16 protein-coding genes and 1 pseudogene are annotated in these 18,950 nt (G+C 48.1%); 16 read left to right on the top strand and 1 reads right to left on the bottom strand.

Annotated features, from left to right (window positions below):
- Positions 1-392: 392 nt before the first annotated feature.
- Entirely contained in the window at positions 393-2,591 is a 2,199-nt protein-coding gene (katG, locus tag ACOGW3_RS09695; protein ID WP_419902783.1) for a catalase/peroxidase HPI, read from the bottom strand.
- A 355-nt stretch (positions 2,592-2,946) separates the two neighbouring features.
- Between katG and rplU the strand changes: the two are divergent.
- The 16 genes and pseudogenes from rplU to ACOGW3_RS09775 form a co-directional block, all read left to right on the top strand.
- Positions 2,947-3,255 (top strand): annotated as a pseudogene (gene rplU / locus ACOGW3_RS09700) (50S ribosomal protein L21); the annotation flags it as partial.
- Positions 3,256-3,444: 189 nt separating this feature from the next.
- Positions 3,445-3,702 (top strand): 50S ribosomal protein L27, encoded by a 258-nt coding sequence (gene rpmA / locus ACOGW3_RS09705; RefSeq protein WP_419902784.1) that lies wholly within the window; start codon positions 3,445-3,447, stop codon positions 3,700-3,702.
- A gap of 250 nt (positions 3,703-3,952) precedes the next feature.
- Positions 3,953-5,002, top strand: coding sequence for a GTPase ObgE (obgE, locus tag ACOGW3_RS09710; protein WP_419902785.1), 1,050 nt, complete (start codon positions 3,953-3,955; stop codon positions 5,000-5,002).
- A 44-nt stretch (positions 5,003-5,046) separates the two neighbouring features.
- A complete protein-coding gene (gene proB / locus ACOGW3_RS09715; protein WP_419902786.1) occupies positions 5,047-6,195 on the top strand; it encodes a glutamate 5-kinase in 1,149 nt (382 codons plus the stop codon).
- Between the two features lie 103 nt (positions 6,196-6,298).
- Positions 6,299-7,558 carry a glutamate-5-semialdehyde dehydrogenase gene (locus ACOGW3_RS09720; RefSeq protein ID WP_419902787.1) on the top strand — a complete coding sequence of 420 codons (1,260 nt, stop codon included), beginning with the start codon at positions 6,299-6,301 and terminating at the stop codon, positions 7,556-7,558.
- Positions 7,559-7,585: 27 nt separating this feature from the next.
- Positions 7,586-8,260: a nicotinate-nucleotide adenylyltransferase gene (locus ACOGW3_RS09725; RefSeq protein ID WP_419902788.1), complete on the top strand. Its 675-nt coding sequence runs from the start codon at positions 7,586-7,588 to the stop codon at positions 8,258-8,260.
- 220 nt (positions 8,261-8,480) lie between these two features.
- Positions 8,481-8,858, top strand: coding sequence for a ribosome silencing factor (rsfS, locus tag ACOGW3_RS09730; protein WP_419902789.1), 378 nt, complete (start codon positions 8,481-8,483; stop codon positions 8,856-8,858).
- A gap of 20 nt (positions 8,859-8,878) precedes the next feature.
- Positions 8,879-9,352 (top strand): 23S rRNA (pseudouridine(1915)-N(3))-methyltransferase RlmH, encoded by a 474-nt coding sequence (gene rlmH / locus ACOGW3_RS09735; RefSeq protein ID WP_419902790.1) that lies wholly within the window; start codon positions 8,879-8,881, stop codon positions 9,350-9,352.
- A 142-nt stretch (positions 9,353-9,494) separates the two neighbouring features.
- The gene (locus ACOGW3_RS09740) at positions 9,495-10,703 is read left to right on the top strand and encodes a GAF domain-containing protein (RefSeq protein WP_419902791.1); all 1,209 of its coding nucleotides are present in this window, start codon (positions 9,495-9,497) and stop codon (positions 10,701-10,703) included.
- A gap of 9 nt (positions 10,704-10,712) precedes the next feature.
- Positions 10,713-11,945 (top strand): ISL3 family transposase, encoded by a 1,233-nt coding sequence (locus tag ACOGW3_RS09745; RefSeq protein WP_419901077.1) that lies wholly within the window; start codon positions 10,713-10,715, stop codon positions 11,943-11,945.
- A 22-nt stretch (positions 11,946-11,967) separates the two neighbouring features.
- Complete coding sequence (locus ACOGW3_RS09750; protein ID WP_419902792.1) at positions 11,968-12,720, top strand: sensor histidine kinase; 753 nt, start codon at positions 11,968-11,970, stop codon at positions 12,718-12,720.
- Between the two features lie 96 nt (positions 12,721-12,816).
- Positions 12,817-14,361 carry a 2,3-bisphosphoglycerate-independent phosphoglycerate mutase gene (gene gpmI / locus ACOGW3_RS09755; RefSeq protein ID WP_419902793.1) on the top strand — a complete coding sequence of 515 codons (1,545 nt, stop codon included), beginning with the start codon at positions 12,817-12,819 and terminating at the stop codon, positions 14,359-14,361.
- Between the two features lie 75 nt (positions 14,362-14,436).
- Complete coding sequence (locus ACOGW3_RS09760) at positions 14,437-15,717, top strand: murein hydrolase activator EnvC family protein (protein ID WP_419902794.1); 1,281 nt, start codon at positions 14,437-14,439, stop codon at positions 15,715-15,717.
- Entirely contained in the window at positions 15,717-17,012 is a 1,296-nt protein-coding gene (locus tag ACOGW3_RS09765; protein WP_419902795.1) for a S41 family peptidase, read from the top strand. Before ACOGW3_RS09760 ends, ACOGW3_RS09765 begins: the two co-directional genes overlap by 1 nt.
- Before the next feature lie 38 nt (positions 17,013-17,050).
- Positions 17,051-18,466, top strand: coding sequence for a divergent polysaccharide deacetylase family protein (locus tag ACOGW3_RS09770; protein WP_419902796.1), 1,416 nt, complete (start codon positions 17,051-17,053; stop codon positions 18,464-18,466).
- Complete coding sequence (locus ACOGW3_RS09775; protein ID WP_419902797.1) at positions 18,453-18,950, top strand: RNA pyrophosphohydrolase; 498 nt, start codon at positions 18,453-18,455, stop codon at positions 18,948-18,950. The genes ACOGW3_RS09770 and ACOGW3_RS09775 overlap by 14 nt, the downstream gene beginning before the upstream one ends.

The following is an 18,950-nucleotide window of genomic DNA, read 5'->3' on the forward strand; positions in this document are numbered from 1 at the left end:
CAGAAAGTCCTGCTGTTGCAGCCTCGGCTTTTTCCACGGTCCGGTTCCAAACCGTAACAGAATGTCCTCGTTCGATCAGCCGACGAATACCCGGTACTGTGGAAAGGCCTGCGCCCAGCCAGTGAATACGTGCCATCTCTTATTCCTTATTATATATCCAGCGGTATTTTGTTATTACAGTCTCTCTACACGATCCCGATTACCATTAGAAGCCAATTTGCTTCACTGGTTTGCTTTTCATGTTTCATAAAAAGGCTGAAGCATCCTCCAAAGAACGAGGAGATACCAAAATTTGCATTCTTGAAGGATCACCACGTCAAATGAGATGATCCTTCATTCAGAGGAACGAAGACATTCAGACAGCGTCCTCTTTAATAAGCACACCTCTGAGATTAGCTGAGGTCGAAACGATCAAGGTTCATAACCTTGTCCCACGCCGCCACGAAGTCTTGCACGAACGAGGCTTGCGAGTCCTCACACCCATAGACCTCTGCGATAGCGCGAAGTTGGGAGTTAGAGCCAAAAACAAGGTCAACGGCTGTGCCCGTCCACCTGACCTGGCCGGTTCCGCGATCACGTCCCTCGAACACGCCTTCAGATGTAGCTGAAGCCTTCCACTCCGTGCCCATATCCAGAAGGTTCACAAAGAAATCAGGAGTCAATTCCCCAGCCCGCTTGGTAAATACACCGTGCTCGGACTGCCCGGTGTTGGCATTCAGCACACGTAGTCCACCGACAAGCACCGTCATCTCAGGCGCTGTAAGTGTCAATTTCTGAGCATGATCGACCAGCAGTTCCTCCGCGGGTCTCTTGTGACCGTCTGCCAGATAGTTACGAAAACCATCAGCGGTCGGTTCAAGAACAGCAAAGGAGACCTCGTCAGTTTGCTCCTGTACTGCATCCGTGCGCCCTGGTGAGAAAGGAACCTGAACATTGTGCCCCGCGCTTTTGGCAGCTTTCTCGACCGCTGCACATCCACCCAAAACAATGACATCAGCGAGAGAGACTTTCTTCCCGCCTGATTGCGTGCTGTTGAACGCCTTTTGAACATTCTCTAGCGCATTTAATGCACCATCCAGCTCAGCCGGATTGTTCACAGCCCAATCCTTTTGCGGAGCAAGTCGTACACGCGCTCCGTTCGCACCACCACGTTTGTCGCTACCGCGGAAAGTTGCCGCTGAAGCCCAGGCAGTCGACACCAGCTGGGAAATAGATAGTCCTGCCTCAAGCACCTTGCCTTTTAGGGCGGTGATATCCTGCTCCCCAATCAATTCATGAGTGACATCAGGCACCGGATCTTGCCACAAGAGTGATTCTGTAGGAACCAGTGGACCGAGACAACGTGTTCGTGGCCCCATATCTCGAGACGTAAGTTTATACCACGCTCTGGCAAAGGCATCCGCAAACTCTGCAGGGTTTTCATGGAACCGTTTGGAAATCGGACCATAGATCGGATCCTCCCTCAAGGAGAGGTCTGTTGTCAGCATCATAGGAGCATGCTTTTTCGATGGGTCATGCGCATCCGGTACCGTGCCCTTTGCAGATGCCTCTTTTGGCGTCCACTGGGTCGCACCAGCGGGACTTGTTACCTGTTCCCACTCGTAATTAAACAGATTGTCGAAGAAATCGTTGTTCCATTTTGCCGGCTCATTGGTCCAGGCGCCTTCAAGTCCGCTACTTATGGTATCGACGCCTTTACCGCTGCCAAAGCTGCTCGTCCAACCGAAGCCTTGTTCCTCGAGACTAGCCGCTTCGGGTTCCGGGCCAACATGTTTGTCAGCATCACCGGCACCATGGGCTTTACCGAACGTGTGCCCCCCTGCAATAAGCGCGACGGTTTCTTCGTCGTTCATCGCCATGCGACGGAAAGTCTCTCTAATGTCTCTGGCTGCTGCGAGGGGATCAGGGTTACCGTTTGGACCTTCGGGGTTTACATAGATTAACCCCATCTGAACGGCGCCAAGGGGATTCTCAAGTTCCCTGTCGCCACTGTATCGCTCATCATCAAGCCAGGTGGTCTCGGATCCCCAGTATATGTCTTCTTCTGGTTCCCAGATGTCCTCACGTCCACCAGAGAACCCGAAAATTTTGAAGCCCATCGATTCCAGAGCGCAATCTCCTGCGAAGATCATCAGATCAGCCCAGGATACCTTGCGTCCGTATTTCTGCTTGATTGGCCAGAGTAATCGGCGTGCCTTGTCGAGGTTCACGTTATCTGGCCAACTATTAAGCGGTGCAAAACGTTGTGTACCTGAAGCCCCGCCTCCACGGCCGTCCTCGATACGGTAAGTACCCGCGCTGTGCCAGGCCATTCGGATGAAAAACGGCCCGTAGTGACCATAATCGGCAGGCCACCAATCCTGTGATGTGGTCATCAAATCAAAGATGTCCTGTTTCAAGGCATCCAGGTTAAGAGTTTTAAACTCTTCCGCGTAGTTGAAATTTGTCCCCATTGGATCGGATTTGGGAGAGTTTTGATGGAGAACTTTGAGATTTAGCTGGTTAGGCCACCAGTGCTGATTTGACATAGCTCCTGAAGCGTTGTGTTTGTGAGGACCGCCCAACGCCGGGCACTTGCTTTCGCTGTTCATACTCTCTCCGATCGTATTTTTGTTTTGTACCACCCTAATCAAATAAATTACCTACCCTAGATAGTGCCTGTTCCGGGCTAAAAGCGATAGCAAATTCCGTTGACCATTTTCTTTTGCTTTTAGGTCAGGGAAAAATACAATCTGATCAAATCACGGACAATCGCTTAGATACCAAGGTAACAAACGCTTTTAAGCTTGAGTCCGATCCGCATTTCTCTTCTAATCACAATAACTTCATAAAGCCGTTGACTCCTGCCAAAGCACCGCTATATTCCAGCATCACTGGCTGCTCGGATTCCGTGTGGCCAACTATGCATGAATACAATGCCTAATTAACAGCTAAGTGACCGAAAACATGTTCGCAGTAATCAAAACCGGCGGCAAGCAGTACAAAGTCCGTAAGGACGACGTTCTGGTCGTCGAAAAAATCAACCTCGAAGCTGGTGCTTCTGTTGATTTCGATTCAGTACTAATGATCGGTGACGATGAGAAGGCAACCATTGGCGCGCCAGTAGTGGACGGCGCCGTGGTCAAGGCTGATGTGGTTGAACAGACGCGCGGCGACAAAGTCGTCATCTTTAAAAAGAAGCGTCGTAAGAACCATCGCCGTAAGAACGGCCATCGCCAGGATCTCACAGTCATCAAGATCACTGACATTCTCGCCGATGGCGCTTCGAAGCCTGCTAAAAAAGCAGCTGCTCTGAAAGCCAAAGCAGCAGCTAAAGCAGATGCAGAAACTACGGAGAAAGCAGCTCCGAAGAAAAAAGCAGCTCCTAAAGCTAAAGCTGAAACTAAGGCTAAAGCAGCTCCTAAAAAAGCAGCTCCTAAAAAAGCAGCAGAGGAATAAGACCTCATGGCACATAAGAAAGCTGGCGGTTCATCCCGCAACGGTCGCGACTCAGCAGGTCGCCGCCTTGGTGTAAAAAAATTCGGTGGCGAGCACGTTATCTCAGGCAACATCCTGGTACGTCAGCGCGGCACTAAATTCCATCCTGGCGACAACGTTGGTATGGGTAAAGATCACACGATCTTCGCCACTATCGAAGGTAACGTTGTATTCCGTCAGAGATCTGGTGGACGCACTTACATTTCTGTACAGCCGGCGGCCTAACGGCCCCGCCAACCAGATCTCGTATCTGGGTTGAAATGGTTTAGGGGGGAATGGCTTACCATTCCCCCCTTTTCTTATTCCGAATTCAAGACTTAATGTTTGGCCATAATTACCCATGATTATAGGCCAATATTTCCCACAGGTCATAAGGTTCGCTATACTTAATTTTGTATATCAGCCACATACTTTAGATGCAGGCGCCTAAACGACCACGCTTACATCTAAGCCACGATAGAGAACAGGCACGACGATGAAATTTCTTGATGAAGCCAAAGTTTTTGTAAAAAGCGGCGATGGTGGCGGAGGCTGCTCCAGTTTCCGGCGCGAGAAATACATCGAGTTCGGTGGCCCCAATGGTGGCGATGGTGGCCGTGGCGGCGATATTATCGTTCGCGGAGCACATGGTCTGAACACGCTTATCGATTTTCGGTATGCTCAACACTTCAAAGCAAAACGTGGTGACCACGGACGTGGCAGCGACATGTTTGGCGCCGCGGCAAAACCTCTGATCATCAAAGTTCCCGTCGGTACGGTTGTGCTTGATGAGAACAAAGAACAGGTCATTGCCGACATTACAGAAGAAGGCCAAGAAGTCATCCTTTGTAAAGGTGGCGATGGCGGCTTTGGTAATGCACGATACAAAACATCAACAAACCGGGCTCCACGTCGGTCTGACCCTGGCTGGCCAGGCGAGGAAATGTGGCTTTGGCTTCGTCTTAAACTTATTGCCGATGCTGGCCTTGTGGGCATGCCAAATGCTGGGAAGTCGACTTTCCTTTCCGTCGTATCGCGTGCGAAGCCTAAAATTGCTGACTACCCTTTCACAACTATTCACCCCAATCTCGGTGTTGTTTACAGCCGTGGGGAAGAGTTTGTCATCGCAGACGTTCCCGGCTTGATTGAAGGCGCCAGCGAAGGGCATGGTCTTGGCACACGTTTTCTTGGTCATGTGGAGCGTTGTGGCGCTCTCTTGCATTTGGTTGATGGCACTTCCGAAGACTACCTGAATGATTATAAGGTTATTCGTGCAGAACTCGAAGCCTACGGTCAGGGTCTGGATACCAAGCCTGTTGTTCTTGCACTGAACAAAACAGATGCTTTGACCGAAGAAGAAGCAGAAGAACGTCGCCAGGCTCTGGCCAAGCTATCCGGACAAGACGTGCACCTTCTGTCCGGCATCAGTCAGGATGGCGTAAAGGACGTTCTCGCTTCTATGCTGGATCATATTCTGGAAGGTCGAGAAGAAGAAATTAAAGAAGCTGAAGCTGAAGAAGGCCCTCAAGGTTATTCACCGATTTAAGATTGCCGTTTCTTCTGACTTCTCTTATCCGACAGTGAAAAACTATGAACAACAAAACGCCAGAGCTGGGATTGTCCGCCGCTAAACATTTAAAGTCTGCCAAACGCATCGTCATAAAAATTGGCTCTGCGCTCTTAGTTGATGAAGTTACAGGGCACCCCCGCCACGCCTGGCTCAATGCATTAACCGATGACGTCGCCAGCCTAAGGCAGGATGGCGCAGAGGTCATTCTGGTATCTTCGGGGGCTATTGCTGTTGGTAGAAACCGTCTCGGGCTCACCAAACAAAATTTACGGCTTGAAGAAAAACAGGCCTCAGCAGCTACCGGTCAAATTTTACTGGCCCACGCTTACCAAGAAGCACTTGCACGTCATGATACCACAGTATCTCAAGTACTTCTGACGCTCGGTGATACAGAAGAACGCCGCCGCCATTTGAATGCGCGTAATACTCTGACCACCCTGCTCCGCCTCGACACTGTTCCCATCATCAATGAAAACGACACCGTAGCAACCAGCGAGATCCGCTTTGGTGACAATGATCGCTTGGCGGCACGTGTTGGCGCCATGGTTGATGCGGATCTATTGGTACTTCTATCCGATATCGATGGCCTCTATTCAGCGGACCCAAAACGCGATCCAAATGCACAATTCTTACCTGTGGTGAGTGAAATCACCCCGGAAATTGATGCAATGGCGGGTGAAGCTCTTCCCGGTTATAGCTCTGGTGGCATGATCACCAAAATCTCTGCAGCGAAGATTGCCGTTGGAGCTGGTTGTAATATGATTATTGCCAATGGTCATCAGCTCAATCCTCTCAAGAACATTCTCGACGGCAACCGCGCGACAGTTTTTGAAGCATCGGTCGAACCCAAAACAGCCCGTAAACGCTATATTGCCGGGAGCTTAAAGCCCCTTGGCACGGTCACGGTTGATGCCGGAGCCTTAAAGGCTTTGCAAAACGGCAAGTCTCTTCTACCTGCCGGGGTCATTGCCGTCGACGGTGACTTTCAGCGCGGAGATGCCGTTGATGTTAAATCCCCCGAAGGTCGAGAGGTTGCCCGTGGGTTGGCTGCCTATTCAAACCATGACGCCCGGAAAATTATCGGATTAAAATCATCTGAGATAGAAGAGCGTCTCGGTTATCTTGGGCGCGAAGAACTGATACACAGAGACGACCTTGTCCTCAGCTAAAAACACACAATATAATCAAGTCCACACTTGAAACTGAGCAAGACTATACGAAGAACAACAAAGCAGTTTATCAAAAACTGCATCCAAACAGGAAACTAAGGATATGAGTGAACTGAAAGCACAAATGGATCAGCTCGGACAAGCTGCGAAAGCCGCTGCCCAGGATCTGGCACTCGCACCAGCAGATGCAAAGAACAATGCCCTGAAAGCTGCTGCCGAAGCTATTCGCGCTCAACTCCCGGTTATCCTTGAAGCAAATAAAAAAGACATGATTGCAGCTGAAGCCAAAGGCATCAGTAGCGCAATGCTAGATCGCCTAGCTCTGGATGCTGACCGTGTTGAAGCCATGGCAGAAGGCCTCGAAGCCATCGCAGCTTTTCCAGACCCAATTGGCAAATCTATAGAGAACTGGGAACAACCGAACGGCCTAAAGTTCGAAAAAGTATCCGTGCCTCTTGGTGTCATCGGCATTATCTATGAAAGCCGCCCAAACGTAACGGCTGATGCTGGTGCCCTTTGCCTTAAAGCAGGAAACGCATCCATTTTGCGTGGTGGATCAGAAAGCTTTCATTCTTCAGGTGCAATTTTGGAATGCTTGCAGTCTGGCCTAGAGACTGCGGGCTTACCAACAACCTCTATCCAGCGGGTCCCAACAACCGACCGTGCTGCAGTTGGCCACTTGTTGACCATGAGCGATTATGTCGACCTTATTATTCCTCGTGGGGGACGCGGTCTGATTGAACGTATTCAGACCGAAAGTCGCGTGCCTGTTTTGGCTCACCTCGACGGTCTCTGCCATACCTACCTCCATGGTTCGGCTGACCCGAAGATGGCTCTAGAAGTTGTCCTCAATGCAAAAATGCGCCGCACAGGTATCTGCGGTTCAACGGAAACTCTTCTGGTTGACGAGACATTTGCAGATGCCGATCTAAAACCCATCCTTGATGAGCTCCAGGCTAAAGGCTGTGAAATTCGTGGCGATGCTGCCATTCAATCATTGGATACGCGTGTGAACGAAGCCGTTGCTGTGGATTGGGACACTGAGTATCTCGATGCCATTCTCTCCGTACGTAAAGTTGATGGGATTGCAGACGCGATTTCTCACATCAACCGTCACGGGTCGAACCATACAGAAGCCATTATTGCCGAAGACACTTCAGCAGCTGCAGTATTCCAACAGGAAGTTGATGCCGGTATCGTCATCCATAATGCTTCAACTCAGTACGCCGATGGCGGACAGTTTGGAATGGGTGCCGAGATCGGTATATCCACAGGAAAGTTGCATGCCCGTGGCCCTGTTGGTGCCGATCAACTGACCAGCTATAAATACCTCGTCCGCGGAACGGGACACGCCCGTCCTTGATGCTTCAACCAACCTGATCGCATCTAGATGAAACAAAAGCGCACACCCTGTCTTGAATTTGACAAGCTTATTAGCCCACGAAGTCTCGCCAATAGCTTAGGCGGGACTTTACCGGCTAAGGGAAGTAAAATTGGCCTCTTGGGAGGGTCCTTTAATCCCGCGCATTCCGCCCACTACCAAATATCCATTGATGCGCTTAAACGTTTGGATCTGGATGAAGTCTGGTGGCTGGTTTCCCCCCAGAACCCTCTCAAAGATAAAGTGGGCATGGCGCCACTTGCGGAACGCGTTACCAGTGCAAGGGCCCTTCAAAGACATCCCCGAATTCGTGTTACGACGATTGAAAGCCAGCTTGGCTCTGTCTATACAGCCAACACTCTCAGCAACCTTGTCACCCGATTCCCTAAAGTCGAGTTCGTCTGGATCATGGGAGCAGACAATCTGAGCCAAATCTCTCGCTGGAGAGATTGGCAGGACATATTCAATACTGTAAGGGTCGCCGTCTTCGCTCGCCCCGGATACTCTCTACAAGCAGCTGCATCAAAGGCTGCACAACGCTTTCGACACAATCGAAGATCAGAAAAAAGCTCCCATACATTATACAAATCACAGGCTCCAGCCTGGACATTGATCCACGGCCATCAATCTAAAATATCCTCAACGAAGATTAGAAATGGTCACAAACTGGGAAAAAAGTCATAAAAAATCGCTCAATAAATCCCTTTATTGTAACCCAACTCATTAACATATAGGGTAGCGCCGCTTTGATGTGCTAGAGTTGTTAGCATAACTAAGCGTGCTGTATAGCGATTAAGTACAGGACATATGCCAACAACCTGCAGTGAGAAGTCGTGATCCCACGAGCAGGTTCCTTTGACGGAGACCGATCATACCACGAGAATCTGCGGCCACTGAGGCCAAGATGCAGGATGCTACGGGCAACAACCGTGACCTGCTTGAATTAGTTCGAAACTCACTAGAGGACGACAAAGCCGAAGATATTGTCGTTATCGAACTCGCCGGAAAATCCAGTATTGCTGACTACATGGTCATTGCTAGCGGGAACTCGAACCGCCAAGTATCAGCCATGTCTGATCACCTTCTGCGCGGTCTAAAAAACTCTGGCATGAAGAGTATCATTGCCGAGGGTAAAGAACGTGGAGATTGGGTATTGGTTGATGCTGGGGATGTTGTTGTTCACCTCTTCCGCCCAGAAGTCCGAGCTTTTTATAACTTGGAAAAAATGTGGGGCCTGGAGCTACCTGAATCAGCACAGCCATTTGCGTCCAAAGACATCTAATCGCGTAACAACGATTTAAGATGCGCATAACCTTAGTTGCTGTCGGAAAAGCGAAAGCGGGACCGGCAAGGGAACTTTTTGAACTCTATTGCAAACGTTTAGCAGGCAATCGCCTCAATTGGAGCCTTGAGCTTCGTGAAGTTGAGGAAAAGAAAAACTTGCCTGCTGCTCAGCTTAAACAGCGTGAAGGCGAACTGCTCCTCGCCGCTGTGCCCAAAGGGGCTAAAATTGTCACCCTGGATGAACGCGGAAAAGATCTTTCCAGTCCGCAATTCTCCCAACTGTTGAGCAAGTGGCAGGATAGTGGCGAACAGGATATTGTTTTCCTTATCGGCGGAGCCGACGGATTATCTGACGAGGTCAAAAGTAAGTCCCAGCAAAGCCTCTGCCTTGGCCGCCTAACCTGGCCACACATGCTGGTCCGCGGACTATTTGCGGAACAAATATACCGATCCTCCTGTATCCTGACCGGACATCCTTACCATAGGGACTAGTTATTGTCTCTTGAGCCATCAATCTCATCCTGAACAAACAATCAATTCTTCAGTTAACCAGAATTAAAGATCAAAAGCCTATACTTTAGCCGTTCAAAATAAAGAGACTGAACCAAGGTCATCCAGACAAATCTGGTGAAAGATGCTTAAGGTAAAAGGCCCTAATTCCAAGTACTCTATCCGTACAGATTGTGAAATTTCGGACACGATTTTTTCAACCTGGCAAGAGACCATCGACCTTTTGGCAAAAGTAACAGAAACCCCAGCAGCTTTGATTATGCGGGCTCACGCAAAGGAAATTGAAGTCTTTGCAGCCAGCAATAATCCCGAGAATGTCTATCCGAAGGGGGCGAAAGAGCATTTGAATTCAGGTCTTTATTGCGAAACGGTCATGAGTACGGAACAACAGCTCGTAGTTCCCAATGCACTCACTGATCCTCTATGGGACCATAACCCCGACATAAAACTCGGTATGATTTCTTACTGTGGCTTACCAATCAAGTGGCCCAAGGGAGAAATCTTTGGCACCATATGTATCCTTGATTCGATAGGTCGAGATTACAGTAAAGACCAAATTAAGCTCATGCAAATGTTCCGGAACTCTATCGAACTGAGTTTGGCAACTCTGTCCAATGCAAACGAAGAAAGCATAAAACGTCAAAAGGCAGAGCAAAATCTCCAAAGCTGGCAAACAGCTCTAAATGAAATTATCCTCGCCATGCGAGGCCGTGTAGGTAAGGGATTTCTTGATGAAATTGTTTGCGTTTTAGGCCGAATATTAGGTTCAAAGTTAGTTTATATTGGACTGATGTCTCCCGATGGCAAAGCCGTTGAAACCCAACAAATAGCTGTTAATGGGCAACTCTGTAATAATCGGCGTTATTCTATAGAAACCAGCCCTTGTGAAAGAGTCTTTTCAAGCCGTGAAACAGTAAAAACCAAACACCTATCCCAACCCTATCTCGACGAAATAAATTTAAACATCCCTAACCTTCAAGAATACATAGGTGCACCGCTCATGAATTCAGAGGGGCATGTTATTGGTGTACTCGTTATCCTTGGGAAACTGGATAAAGCCACAGATAGTCAGTTCTTCGAAAACATTATTGAGACTTTGGCTGCTAGAACCACGGGAGAATTACAGCGGGTGAAGGCTTTTGATAAACTACAAGATAGTCAGCAAGAACTTACAAATTTATTAGAGAAAACGTCAGCTTTAAAAACCCAAGCGGAAGAAGCTAGTGAGGCAAAAACTCAATTTTTAGGGCTCTTCTCCGCTTTGTTGAGTAGAAAAAGATGCCGACCGCCAAGTAACCTGTTGATATGTATGGTTTCTGATAACTTTACATAGAGCAGGTATATGACAATCAACATCTCGCAGCATATTTTAGGCCTCAAAGGGCAACGTGTAAATGAAATTAAACTGGATGACGGCGGTGTTAAGATTGTCATTCACTGCAGCCGAGACGCGCGTAGGAGGGCTATAGACCCTGCTACAGGCCAGAAGGGAAGCATCAACCAGCATGTCCGCCGACAAGTAAACGACATCCCCCTTTTTGGGTATCCTTGTGTGGTCGAGATTGAGCTGGCGCAGGTTTATATTAACAAGGGCGAACGCCGCATTGAGGGGTGTGATTTTGTTGATAAAGGGTGCCGTTTCACTCACCGATTTTGCCGACTGATCAGTGGATTATGTCGGCATATGTCTATTCAAGCGGTTTCCAGACATTTGGATATACGATGGGAAACGGTCAAGAATATCGACAGGGCATACCTTATTGAAACTCTCCCTACGCTTGATCCTGCAGAGCTAACTGGCTTGGAATATATTGGTGTAGATGAAGTTGCCCGGGCGAAAGGTCATGACTACATGACGGTGGTCTACGATATGGTTGGCGGTCATCTGATCTGGGTTGAAGCAGGCCGAACTGCCGAGGTTTTTTCAAGGTTTTTGAAACAACTGCAACCAGATACAGCCTGCAAAATAAAGGCCGTAGCGATGGATATGGGGCCTGCCTACCAAAAGGCTGTCAGAGAGTCCTTGCCGTTGGCCGACATAGTATTTGACCGTTTCCACGTCATGAAAAACTACAGCAAAGCTATCCATAATCAGCGTCGACTTGAGTTCAGAAAGGCCGATCCAAGTGGTAAAGAGTTGATGAAAGGGACACATTATCTGTTGCTCAAAAATGCGGATAAGTTGAGTGAAAAACAAAGTGACAAGCTGCAAAGGTTGCTGGAGAGCAATAGCAACCTGAATGCACTTTACGTCTTGAAAGAACAGCTTCAGCTGCTGTGGAGTGCCGCTTCATTTGAGGCGATGGCGGAGCAACTGGAACGTTGGTGCCTGATAGCAGATCAGTCACAGATGCTCTATCTAAAAAAGTTCGCGAAATCCCTACGGAAACATTGTGTGGGCATCTGCAACTACGCCAAACACAAGCTCACAAGCGCCAGGATAGAGGCTGGTAATGTCAGTATAGGAATGATCCGTAAGCGAGCCAGAGGCATCAAGGATACCGAATACTTCAAACTCAAAATTAGACAATCATCCATTCCAGATAATCAATCTATGCTCTATTTGAAATCCTAAATCTACTCAACAAAGCGGAGAAGTGCCTCCTAAATCTACTCAACAAAGCGGAGAAGTGCCATTTTTAGCTTCTATGAGTCATGAATTGCGGACTCCCTTGAATGCCATAATAGGTTTTTCAGAAATCCTGTCTCTACAACAAAACACTATGGATCAGATGAAAACAGCTGAATATGTAAGTTATATTTATGAAAGCGGTACACATTTACTTTCTTTAATCGATGACATTTTAAACTTCGCAGATCTTGAAGCAGGAAAGTTTGAATTGACCCTCTCTGAATTCACAGTAAATGAACTCATAAATTCCTGCATTACACGTGTAAAACCTAGCATCGAGCAAAAAAATATCACCCTAGAGATGACTATCCCCGACTTACAGATGACGGGAGACCAACAAGTCCTCAGGCAAATACTAACCAACGTTATCTCTAATGCCGTCAAATTTAACAAACAAGGAGGGAGCATTAACCTCTCCCTTATTTCAGAAAAAAATGATGTTTTAACTTTTGTCATTGAAGATACTGGTGTGGGGATGAGCAAAAAAGAACTGTCATCAGCCACGAAACGGTTTGCCCAGGCCTCTTCAAGCTATATCAGATCTGAGGGAGGCAGCGGTTTAGGATTATCCTTGGCAGATCACTATATCGCTTTGGCAGGAGGAACTCTTTCAATTACATCAGAGAAAAACGTTGGAACCCGAGTAGAAATATCCTTCCCCAGTAAAATCCTCCTTGAACATAAACAAAGTCGTGAGTTTTCCCAAAAAGAAGACTAGATTAAAATGCAAAATTAATTAGCGTGTTCAAACAAATAAATCCCTGAACGTCATAGCCGTCCTACCGTAGTTAATAAAAGAAAGTGTTACCTATCCATGCCATCTACATTAAATAAACCAAAACCGGTTATTCTTTGTATTCTAGATGGATGGGGTTTTCGTAGAGAAGATGATCACAATGCAATCAACTTGGCAAAGACACCTCTGATTGATCGCTTAAGTAACCAAGTTCCTTTGGGGTACCTTGCGACTTGTGGACGGGATGTCGGGCTTCCGGATGGGCAAATGGGAAATTCTGAAGTAGGTCATATGAACATCGGTGCGGGCCGTGTTGTTATGCAAAGCCTTCCCAGAATTGATACGGCGATAGAGGACGGAAGCTTTACAAAGAATCCTGCATTGCTGGACACGATATCAAAGCTGAAACAATCAGGTGGTACGGCCCAGGTGCTGGGAGTGATTTCCAATGGTGGCGTTCATGGGCACCAATCCCAGACGTCGGCCTTGGTTCGCACCCTCGAAAGTGCAGGTATCCCCGTCGTTGTTCACGCAATTTTGGACGGCCGTGACAGTGCCCCACAAAGTGCTGCGGATTTTGTCAAAGATTTTCAGCGAGAAACGCCTGGGGTCATTATTGGAACCGTTCTTGGTCGCTATTACGCCATGGATCGCGATAACCGTTGGGAACGCGTGCAACTCGCCTATGATGCGATTACGTCAGGCAAGGGTGAAAAAGCTACTTCCCCAGATGAAGCGATCAACAAAAGCTATAAAGACAAGGTTTGGGACGAGTTTGTACTCCCCTGCGTCATGGATGGCTATCAAGGCATGAAAGACGGCGATGCCGTTATCATGACAAATTTCCGTGCCGATCGCGCCCGCCAAATTCTGCATGCTTTTATCGATGCCGATTTTTCAGGCTTTGAGAGAGAATACCACCCCAAGTGCAACTCTTTCCTCGGCATGGTAGCCTATTCAGATGAGCTCGCACAAAAAATGGGCGTTATGTTCTCTCCGAGAGACCTGACCAAGACTTTGGGTGAAATTGTATCCGCAGCTGGTCTCAACCAATTCCGAATTGCAGAGACAGAAAAGTATCCTCACGTCACATACTTCTTCAATGGCGGTGTCGAAGAGCCCCTCCCCGGTGAAGAACGTATTATGATACCATCCCCTAAAGTCGCGACTTATGATCTGCAACCTTCTATGTCAGCACCAGAGGTTAATGCAAAGCTTTGTGAAGCCATTACCAGCGGTAAATTCGAGATGCTTATTTGTAACTTTGCCAACTGTGATATGGTCGGTCATACAGGCGATCTTAATGCCGCAATAGAAGCTGCAGAAACAGTCGATGGTTGCTTGAAAGATATCTATGCTGCCGTTCAATCCGTTGATGGACACCTGCTGATAACCGCAGATCATGGTAATGCAGAAGAAATGCTGGATCCAATCACAGGATTGCCACATACGGCCCATACACTTAACCCCGTGCCAATATTACTGGTAAACGGGCCCGATAATGTAACAAAAATTGCCAATGGCCGCCTTGCAGACATTGCCCCAACGATATTGGATTTACTCCATCTCGATCAACCCGCGGAAATGGACGGCCAATCTTTGATCAGAAGAGACGAAGACTAACAGAGGATCCTCGTGAAAAGCTCGCATACCCCTCAACTCAGGCACAAACCAACTCCTTCAAGGCGTTGGGCGCTTATGTCTTGTCTGGTGTGTGCAATCTTTTTCCTCCCTCCCCCAGCCCTTTCGTTAGCGCAGAACACCAAACAGAAAATTCAAACTCTGGAGCAAAAAGCTGCTCAGGGCAAAAAGGAAGAAAGAAAACTGTCTGCGACCTCGGTTCAGTTAGGCAAGGAGCTTTCAGAATTACGCGGACAATTAATTGTAGCGGCACGAAAAATTCAAAATTATGAAAGCGACCTCACTGCCATAGAAGACACACTGATATCCCTAAAAGAAGAAGCAACAGCGAAAAAAATCCACCTTTCCAGAGATAGAGTAAGGTTAAGCCGGACCCTATCCGCCCTTCAACGCATAGCTCTACTTCCTCCAGAAGCCCTTACTGCGGCCCCGGGATCTCCAGTCGATACGGTCAGATCTGCCATACTGCTCAAAATCGCAGTACCCGAGATAGAAACGCGCGTTGAAAAACTCCGGGGCGATCTGAGCGAACTCGCTGAACTTAAAAGTCGAATCGAAGATGAACGAACTGCGCTTCTTTCTTCTCGAAAAAATTTGAATCGAGAAAGAGACGATCTCAATATCCTCATAAAGAGGAAACAAGCTCTTCAATCTCAGAACGTTTCATCTCAAGCATCTGTTAGTGCTCAGGTTAAAAAGCTGGCTCAACAAGCCCGTGATATGAAAGACTTGGTCAAAAAGCTTGAGAAAGAGCGCAAAAGACTTGCTCTCACAATAGCTAAACCGAAGCCGAAACCAAGTCCACCAACCGCCTCTACTTCAGAGAACACCTCTATCACAATAGCCCCTGCAGCACCTGAAAAAGCCACTCAACTCGCTGTAATCCCTGATCCATCACAGATACGAGACTTCCCTTCTCGCCAGAAACGTGTACTTTTATATCCAGCTCGCGGAAGAGTGATTAGTAAGTACGGGCAAAAAAAGGGAACAAATGTATCATTCGACAAAGGATTAGTGATCGCGACACGCCCCTCAGCACAGGTCGTTGCACCATTTGACGGACGCGTGGTCTACGCAGGTGAATTCCGTGGCTATGGGAGGATCTTGATCATTGAACATTCTGGACGATATCATACATTATTAGCAGGTGTTGAAAGGATTGATGTGGCGGAAGGACAATGGGTTCTAGCAGGAGAACCGGTCGCCCAGATGGGAGATCGAAAGTTAGAACAAGAAGAAATATATTTCGAGCTGCGTCGAAGTGGCCAACCCATCAATCCAGCTCCCTGGATACTCGCAAATACAAAGATTTCAAATATCAATAAGGTGAACGGTTAATGCTCAGTCTCAAAAAAGTGCTTTTAACAACAGCTTTTGCTATTGCACTACCCACCAGCCTCGTAGCTGAAGCACCCGTTGATCCTCGGCGCGATACTTACCGGCAACTCGAACTTTTCGGCGATGTCTTTGAACGCATCAAAGCCAGCTACGTAGAAGAAGTCTCCGATGAGGAGCTGATTGAATCTGCCATTCACGGCATGCTTACCCGGCTTGACCCTCACTCGAGTTACCTGACACCTGATTCTTTCAAAGACATGCGAGTTCAAACCAGGGGAGAATTTGGCGGGCTTGGTATTGAAGTCACCATGGAAAATGGATTTGTGAAAGTTGTCTCTCCTATCGATGATACCCCCGCGTCAAAAGCAGGCATTGAAGCAGGAGATTTCATCACCCATCTCGATGGTGAAGCAGTTCTTGGCCTTACCCTGCAAGAAGCAGTTGAGAGAATGCGCGGTAAAGTAGGTAGTGAGCTTAAGATTACAATTAGCCGGGAGGGTGTAGACTCCTTTGACGTCACACTCGAGCGTGCCGTTATCAAAGTACGGTCTGTGCGCCACCGCATAGAAGATAATATTGGCTATGTCCGCGTTTCGTCCTTCAACGAACAAACAACACCCGGGCTAGAAAAATCAATCAAGGCAATCCAGGATGAGCTTGGAGATAAAATGATCGGCCTGGTTTTGGATTTACGCTTAAATCCTGGTGGCCTTCTAACCGAAGCGATTTCAGTATCGGATGCTTTCCTCGAGCAAGGAGAAATTGTCTCCACGCGTGGTCGCGACAATACAAATGCTCAACGTTTCAATGCGCGTTCTGGCGACTTGATTGATGGTAAGCCTTTAGTTGTATTAATTAATGGCGGCTCTGCTTCAGCATCTGAAATTGTTGCCGGAGCGCTTCAAGACCATAGACGAGCGATCATTATGGGCACCCAATCTTTTGGGAAAGGCTCAGTGCAAACTATTATGCCTCTTCGTGGAAACGGGGCAATGCGCCTAACAACAAGCCGTTATTACACCCCTTCAGGTCGATCAATTCAATCCGAGGGTATTGCACCGGATATCACCGTGGAGCAGGCAAAGATCGAAACCCTGGAAGCTAATAACCAACGTAGAGAAGCTGACCTTCGTGGGGCCTTAGAAAACAAGGGCGGCACCAATGGTGATAGTACCAATGGCGATGGAGAAAAGGCTGCAGAAGCGGCGAAACCTTTGGATTACCAACTCGATAGAGCTTTGGATTTAATTCAAGGTATCTCCCTCTACAATACAAGCAACGGTGCAAGTAACTAAGCAGCCTATCGGTCTAATATTTAACAGTTGAGATAGCTGTGAACTGGAACAAAATAGTCCTTATTGTTAGCTGGGTGGCGCTGATCTCTGTGATCGGCGCCGCGGCTGGCTACACTATTTATGGCCCCCATGTTCCGTTGCCATATATTTACACCTCAGAAGCTCATACCGAGACAGAAGAGCATCTGCCCACAAATGAAGACGGGGAGGAAGAAACTCATAGAGCCGAAAATTCCTCGGTAGACCATGAGGAACCAGAAATTTCTACTCCCCTCACTGATGAGCCTGCAGATCCGACCGAAGATCTCGTTACCAGTGAAGCTTCACTTGAATCCGCAGATCATACTCAAGTTGAAGAAGAACAACACGCTTCCAACGAACTTGAGGACGAGCATAGCAATGCTCAACAGCCGGATGAGTATGCTGACAACGAAACGACGGAGCACGAGACAGCATCAACAAAAGAACAGGAAAAACCAGCCCCCACTGCACAGAGCACAAATACTCCTGATCATAGCTCTGACTCCACGTCAGAAGATGTTCATGAACCTGTTAGCGACGGCCATAACGTCCCAGAAGTAGCTGCGTTACAACCGACCAAACCGATACATGAAGATGCTCTTAATACGGCACCGAGTTGGAAGCGGTACGGACAAAAACCACCCGAAGCAGATGGTCGTCCCAAAATTGCGATCGTTTTAACCGGTTTGGGGCTATCCCGTGCAGCAACAGAAGCTGCAATCAGACAGCTCCCCAAGACTATTACGCTATCCTTTACGCCTTATGCCCGAGATCTTGAGAGCTGGATTGCCTTGGCGAGATCTCACCACCACGAAGTTCTATTAGACCTTCCAATGGAACCGCTTACCTATCCATCCGATGACCCTGGGCCTCAGGCTTTGCTTACAGGTCGCCAGCCAGAGGGAAATATCAATAACCTTGCCTGGATTGCCAACAGAGGATCGGGCTTTGTTGGGATGACCGCCTATATGGGGGACCGCTTTGTCACCTCTGCACGTCAAATGAAACCCGTTATGGAATACTTCAAGGATCACGGGTTGCTCTTTCTTGATAATGGGAAAAACAAAGAAAGCCTCGCTGTCAGCTTAGGTGCTGAATACGGAGTTCCTGTTGTCGTAAATCAACGGGCCGTAGATGAGGCACAGCTAAGTAGGGGCGCTATTGACTCCCGCCTTGCCCAGGTCGAACGCATCGCATTGAAAAATGGCTTCGCAATCGCAACAGGGCGCCCTTACCCCGTAACACTTGAACGCATTGCGACCTGGATCCACGACATCGAAAGTAAGGGCTTCCAACTCGTCCCCCTTACTGCTGTTGCCGCAGCTCCAGGATCCCCCGATCAGCAACCAGATGCCCATGCCACAACAACCACGACAACAAATCATGATACAGAAGCAAAAGCTGACGAAGGTGAAAACAGTGGCCACGAATAAGACATTATCCGCTTCTGAAATTGATGACCTCCCCTACCGCCCTTGCGTTGGCATCATGCTATTGAATGAGCATGACAAAGTTTTTGTCGCACAACGGATCGATAACCCGGGGGATGCGTGGCAAATGCCTCAAGGAGGGATCGATCAGGGTGAAGAGCCCATCGAGGCCGCGTTGCGTGAACTAGAAGAAGAAACCGGTACCGCGAATGCCGAGCTTCTTGCTGAGACCCCTGACTGGCACACTTACGATTTACCGCGAGAACTCGTGCCCAAGATCTGGAAGGGCCGATATAGAGGACAGAAACAAAAATGGTTCGTCTTCCGTTTTAAGGGACAAGACAGCGAGATCAATATCGATACCGAAATTCCTGAATTCTCAGAATGGAGATGGGCCGATATGAGCACTCTCCCCGATCTTATTGTCCCTTTTAAACACGAACTCTACACCCGGCTTGTCAAAGAATTCTCTTATCTCATCAAGTAA

This window comes from Kiloniella sp. (assembly GCF_965205715.1).
In the GTDB taxonomy this organism is placed as follows: domain Bacteria; phylum Pseudomonadota; class Alphaproteobacteria; order Kiloniellales; family Kiloniellaceae; genus Kiloniella.

What these genes read in the sequence shown, in the direction of transcription:
- katG (WP_419902783.1), bottom strand. Translation starts at nt 2,591, where the DNA reads ATGAACAGCGAAAGCAAGTGCCCGGCGTTGGGCGGTCCTCACAAACAC.
- rpmA (WP_419902784.1), top strand. Translation starts at nt 3,445, where the DNA reads ATGGCACATAAGAAAGCTGGCGGTTCATCCCGCAACGGTCGCGACTCA.
- obgE (WP_419902785.1), top strand. Translation starts at nt 3,953, where the DNA reads ATGAAATTTCTTGATGAAGCCAAAGTTTTTGTAAAAAGCGGCGATGGT.
- proB (WP_419902786.1), top strand. Translation starts at nt 5,047, where the DNA reads ATGAACAACAAAACGCCAGAGCTGGGATTGTCCGCCGCTAAACATTTA.
- ACOGW3_RS09720 (WP_419902787.1), top strand. Translation starts at nt 6,299, where the DNA reads ATGAGTGAACTGAAAGCACAAATGGATCAGCTCGGACAAGCTGCGAAA.
- ACOGW3_RS09725 (WP_419902788.1), top strand. Translation starts at nt 7,586, where the DNA reads ATGAAACAAAAGCGCACACCCTGTCTTGAATTTGACAAGCTTATTAGC.
- rsfS (WP_419902789.1), top strand. Translation starts at nt 8,481, where the DNA reads ATGCAGGATGCTACGGGCAACAACCGTGACCTGCTTGAATTAGTTCGA.
- rlmH (WP_419902790.1), top strand. Translation starts at nt 8,879, where the DNA reads ATGCGCATAACCTTAGTTGCTGTCGGAAAAGCGAAAGCGGGACCGGCA.
- ACOGW3_RS09740 (WP_419902791.1), top strand. Translation starts at nt 9,495, where the DNA reads ATGCTTAAGGTAAAAGGCCCTAATTCCAAGTACTCTATCCGTACAGAT.
- ACOGW3_RS09745 (WP_419901077.1), top strand. Translation starts at nt 10,713, where the DNA reads ATGACAATCAACATCTCGCAGCATATTTTAGGCCTCAAAGGGCAACGT.
- gpmI (WP_419902793.1), top strand. Translation starts at nt 12,817, where the DNA reads ATGCCATCTACATTAAATAAACCAAAACCGGTTATTCTTTGTATTCTA.
- ACOGW3_RS09760 (WP_419902794.1), top strand. Translation starts at nt 14,437, where the DNA reads ATGTCTTGTCTGGTGTGTGCAATCTTTTTCCTCCCTCCCCCAGCCCTT.
- ACOGW3_RS09765 (WP_419902795.1), top strand. Translation starts at nt 15,717, where the DNA reads ATGCTCAGTCTCAAAAAAGTGCTTTTAACAACAGCTTTTGCTATTGCA.